Origin of the sequence: Microcystis sp. LE19-84.1B (assembly GCF_027531875.1) — a bacterium.
GTDB classification, from domain to species: Bacteria; Cyanobacteriota; Cyanobacteriia; order Cyanobacteriales; family Microcystaceae; genus Microcystis; species Microcystis panniformis.
This window is the reverse complement of record NZ_JAPZSR010000458.1, coordinates 1-3526: the sequence shown is the minus strand read 5'-3', so window position 1 is coordinate 3526 and position 3526 is coordinate 1. Positions and strand designations below refer to the sequence as shown.

At 46.1% G+C, this 3526-nt stretch carries 2 protein-coding genes; both read left to right on the top strand.

Annotated features, from left to right (window positions below):
• Positions 1–135 precede the first annotated feature (135 nt).
• Positions 136–2496 carry a 5'-nucleotidase C-terminal domain-containing protein gene (locus O9324_RS25550; protein WP_288141666.1) on the top strand — a complete coding sequence of 787 codons (2361 nt, stop codon included), beginning with the start codon at positions 136–138 and terminating at the stop codon, positions 2494–2496.
• A gap of 96 nt (positions 2497–2592) precedes the next feature.
• On the top strand, positions 2593–3108 hold the full coding sequence (locus tag O9324_RS25545; RefSeq protein WP_288141665.1) for a PEP-CTERM sorting domain-containing protein: 516 nt from the start codon (positions 2593–2595) through the stop codon (positions 3106–3108).
• Positions 3109–3526 lie beyond the last annotated feature (418 nt).

The window sequence follows — 3526 nt, the reverse complement described above, 5'->3', positions numbered from 1 at the left end:
TTGCTTGAGTATTTATACTTAATTTGTCCAGCCAATTGTTTTTTTATTGTTCGCCTCTCCTAGAAAATAGTTGCTTCGTACTATATTTTCCCTGCCAAAATCGGGGTTAATGCTCTATTTATTTCAAAATGAGAATTGCTGGCCGATCAAGGGGGCATCGCCGACATCCTGATTAACAATGAATTAGGCTGGGATGTGGCCTCGGTGGGCAACCATGAATTTAGCGGTGGTGCTGGTTCTTTCCTCAACCTAGTTGCCCCGAATCCTAATTGGGTCAATGGGCAGAATGGCGGTGTCGGTATCGGACCTGGAGGCTATCCTGGAGCGGCATTCCCCTATTTAGCCAATAACCTCGATTACAGTCGGGCTACCCTTCCCAACGGTTTAGCCGTGGTCGCTAACGGGGGAGCGCCTTTACCCAATACCCTAACTGGAAGCGTGGTTAAGGACTTTAACGGCGAAAAAGTGGGAATTATCGGCATTGTTACCCCCTATCTCAAATCGATCGCCGATACGGGAGCGATCGAGGTAACGACCCGAGATAGCAACGGCAACGTGATTACCGGAACGACTTCCGTGGATGTGCAAGTGGACTCCATCATCCGCAACATCACCCCCGAAGTCCAAGCTTTAAGCAATGCGGGTATCAATAAGATTATTTTGATGACTCACCTGCAAGAATCCCGCATCGAAATCGCTTTGGCCGAGGAAATGGCAGCCCTCGGGTTAGGGGTTGATCTACTTTTTGGGGGTGGTTCTCACCAACAGATGTCTTCCAGTACCGGAGTTCCCCCCCTACGGGAAGATGAAACCCAACAAAATAACGGACAGTTATTGCAACCCTTTCCCCAAGTGTACGGGGGTGGAGATAACCGGGTTATTTACGTCAATTCAGCCGCAAATTATCGCTACTTGAATCAATTGGTCGTCACTTTTGATGATCGAGGTGTAATCACCACGATTGGAGATGATAGCGGTCCTTATGCCACTGATATTGCGGGAGTCGATCGCCTCTACGATGAATCGATTACTACCTTTGATCAAGTAAGAGCCAAAGCCGATCCGGATATAGTCGAAATTGTCGATGGGGTGCGAGGCTTCGTTGACATCCTAGACGGTACTATTTTCGGTCAAACCGATGTTTTTCTCAACGGGGTTCGGGGCGATGTGCGTACCCAAGAAACCAACTTGGGTAACTTGACCGCAGACGCTCAAGACTTCTACGCCGAAGCCTATTTGAATGAGCATAACCTACTACCTGGCTTTAACCGGATCGATATTTCCTTCACCAATGGCGGCTCGATCCGCGATCAGATCGGACGGTTCGCGATCGGAGACTCGGGAATCATTCCCCTGCCCCCGCAAGCGAATCCCGATGTGGGCAAAGAGGAAGGGGATATCTCACAACTCGATATTTCTAATTCCTTACGCTTTGACGGCGATATCGTTGTCGGTACAGTGAACGCCACCGGATTTCTCCAACTGGCCGAACACATGATTTCTTCAGTGGAAACGGGGAACGGTCGTTTTGGTCAAATTGGTGGCTTTAACTTTAGTTATGACCCCAACGCTCCAACCAGTCAACGGATTCGCAGTCTTGCCTTAGCAGATGCAACGGGCAATAGTGTCCAAACCATTGTGAAAAATGGGGAATTAGTAGTCGCTTCCAACACCGTTTTTAGTGTTGTCACGCAAGGTTTCCTGGCAAATGGCGGTGATAGTTATCCCACGGTGATCCAGAATATCCAACGCTTAACCGATTTTGACGAACCCGATTCTCTGGGGAACGCCAATCTCCGACCCGGACGGATACAGGATGCCTTTGCCGAGTATCTTTCGGCTTTTTACAACAACGAGAAGGGACAACAGCCCTTTAACCAGGCCGACACTCCCCAATCAGAAGATCAACGGATTCAAAGCCTCGGTTTCCGTCAAGATACGGTTCTCAATGGTATTACACCTTTGCCGACAACCATTAATGGAACCACAGGTGATGATATTTTTGACGCAGCTGCGCGTGATGGCAAACAATTTATCGGCAATAATCAAATTCTCAATACGGGAAGTGGGAATGACACTGTAAACGTTCGCTTTGCTGTCGGTGGTAATAACATCCGTACCGCTTCGGGCAATGACATTGTTTACGCAGGAACCAATAACCGTATCGATACGGGTGTCGGGAATGATCTACTTTTCTTGGGGTCTGCTGGTGGTAATAATATCGTCACTGGGGGTAGCGGCCAGGATCTATTCTGGATTACAGAAAATGATGCGCTCTTACCGGCAAATACCAACATTATCGCTGATTACAGAGCAAATCAAGGGGATCTGATTGGTTTCTTCTCTACTAGCTTAAGTTTTGGTTCTCGCGGCACGAATTGGGATTATCGTCAAGCGGGTGCAAATACCATTATTGAAGCTTTTGGACGAGATGTGGCGATTCTCAATGGAATTAATGCTTCTACCTTGACTCAAGCTAATTTCACCTTTGGTTAGGCTCTCTAACTAACTAAATTGAAGGGCGCGACTGATCAAACGCGCACCTTTCAACCCTAATATTTTCAGCACATCTTATTGGATGAGGACAAAATGATGAATTCCTGGCAACGCAACGCAGTGATTACTTCTGGGGTAGTTCTAAGTCTTGCAGTTCAGCAAGTCAATCCCGCTCAAGCAGCTATCGTAAGTTACAATCTAGCTGGAACTATCCAAAATGGTTCATTGACAGGGCAAACTTTTTCGGGTACTTTTAGCTATGATAATTCGCCCTCAACCGGTTCAGGCTTTGAAAGTCTAGATGCGTCTCAAGTAAATTTGAACTTTTTTGGCTCAACTTTTACTGCTGTTGATGATGATTCTTTTCCTGATAGTCCTAAGGTGGAATTTTTAGATGGTATCCTTCTAGGGTTGAATTTTTCAACGTCTAGTTTTACTCCAGAATTTTCTCTAATTCCCGCTTTTGGTAGTACTGAGGCTACTTTTTCCTATATTGAAACTAATGATAGCGGTTCAGGCCCCGTTCAATATGTCCTGATTCCTGAACCTTCAACTGTTTTAGGAATTATTGCTTTAGGTATCGGCGGTTTTTTGGTCGGTAGAAAACGATAGTATCATTAAAACTCGTGTTTTACTAATTTAAGCCACCTCCAGTAAGGGCAAATCAAGGATTTGCTAGGGGTTTTGAATTGAGTTATGTGGGAGCATCCCACTTAGGCGATAAGTATTGGTACTTGTCGCCTATCAAGTAGGGTGAAAAATCAAAATATAGCACTTTTCACGTTACTGAGGTATCGACAAGTTTTGCCAACAAAGGGCTTAAGCCCCTTGCCCATACCTCATTCTGATGAAAACTGCTATAATACTATTAGGGGTCGAGAAGGTCGTCGCCGACCTCCCCTCCCATTCAGAACCGTGCATGAGACTTTCACCTCACACGGCTCCTAGTTTGACTGTTCCCTTGTTAGGGATACAACTTGACTTCTTTTGGTTGCCATCTTGGCTTCCATCTGATGCCGATTTATCATCG